This is a genomic window from Acetobacterium wieringae (assembly GCF_001766835.1).
Classification (GTDB): domain Bacteria; phylum Bacillota; class Clostridia; order Eubacteriales; family Eubacteriaceae; genus Acetobacterium; species Acetobacterium wieringae.
In genome coordinates, this window is sequence record NZ_LKEU01000062.1 from 1 (window position 1) to 1,730 (window position 1,730).

The 1,730-nt window shown below is 36.1% G+C and carries 1 protein-coding gene and 1 pseudogene; both read left to right on the forward strand.

The window, feature by feature from the left end:
- The first annotated feature begins 106 nt into the window (after positions 1-106).
- Positions 107-802 (forward strand): C39 family peptidase, encoded by a 696-nt coding sequence (locus ACWI_RS18330; protein ID WP_070372890.1) that lies wholly within the window; start codon positions 107-109, stop codon positions 800-802.
- Between the two features lie 282 nt (positions 803-1,084).
- A pseudogene (locus tag ACWI_RS18335) lies at positions 1,085-1,730 on the forward strand (FUSC family protein); the annotation flags it as partial.

Here is a 1,730-nt window from a genome sequence, read left to right on the forward strand (position 1 = left end):
TTTTTTATTTGGAAAAAAGAAATGCTATTCTTACTTTTGGCGATTATCTGGTATTTTGTTTGATGTGACGATATAATTAAAAATAAAACAGTACGAGGTATTATTTATGAAAAAGAAATTGGCAGTGCTTCTGGTGTTATGTATGGTTGTCACACTCGCGGCTTGCAGTACTCAAACCAAAGAAAAGTCAGCGAATGAAAAAAGTGATATTTATGTTGGTTACACAACCGATGCCGATCAATTCATTGATGTCCCGAATCTCCGCCAATATGGCGATTATACCTGCGGTACCACCTGTGTGCAGATGCTGATGAATTATCTATATCCACAGATTGGGGATAAGAATCTGTCAACCTACGAACATGATCTGGGAACCACGCCTGAGAATGGTACGACGCCTCAGCAGATTTACAATTATTTTAAATCCCAAGGGGTTAATGTTGAGAAAAAAGAAAATATTTCAATTGAAGAACTGGTTTCATTGATTGATGCTGGCGATCCGGTGATGATGTGTATTCAAGCCTGGAGTGATAAATATAACACAACCGATCCCAATGCATCAGACCACGCCTATCTTGCCGATGGTCACTGGGTGATTTGTGTGGGCTATCAAAAGACAAATGATGGATATCAATTCTATTTTAATGATCCAGCCTGCGTTGGTTATTGCCTGATGTCTCAGAGTGATCTCGAAAACCGTTGGATTGACATGGATGAATCAGGTACGATCTACACGCGCTTTGGCTTAGTCATAAAGGGTGCATCTGAATTTAATAATAATGGGGTGTTCTATCTCAATTAAAGGTATTCTGTCAATAAGCTAATTTTTAGGATTATTCTGATAGTTGTCATGCAGTATTGTTTATCCAGTCATGTTTGGTGTCATTGATCAACTGCTTTTTGAAGGTGATGTATATTGCGAGCTGTTTAAAATCGATGGAAATGGCTATATGAGTTATGACAGAAAATGGAGGTAGAAAGCATATTATATGGAATTAAATCAAATTAAGTGATCCCCACATCCCAGACACTGCGCCGATAGAAAGTAGGTTTTATCAAAAAAGACAGAGATAAGGACGTGAAGATGAAAAAGAAACTTATTAAAACAGCAGTTTTATTTATCAGTATCGTAACATTTATTGCACTTTTCGCAATGGTGTTCGGGAGTGCGAATCTTGTCATTGCAATTAGTACCGTCTTTGCAATACTGATATACTTGTCGAAAAATATGACTGCGAATCCGATAAAAAATCTTATAAGATTGGTAACATTTAATGTTGTCATGGGCATTGTTGCATATATTTCTTCGATTAATATTTTTTTGGCCATTCCGATTGATTTTTTAAGTCTGTTCATGATTGCAAGCGCACTAAGCTACACCATTAGTTCACCAATGTCTACCCCGTTTAGCTTACAGTATGTGTTTTTAATTTCATTTCCAGTTAGTTTGGAAGAAATGCCACTGCGACTGGCTGCTTTAGCAGCGAGCGCTGTTTGCATCATGTTTGTGCAATTAGTGGTAAACAAGGACAGTGTTAAAAAACAAAGCAAAATTATAATTCCAGAAATTTGCAGTGGTCTCGAAAATAAGATCAGCAATGTCAAAAATAATCTGAATGATGAATTGGTTGATTGTAAAATAAAAGCATATATCAGTCGTCTGAAACAAGTGATTTATGAATCGAGAAAGGACAACTATTATTTTAATAATGAAAGTGAAATCAAATTTA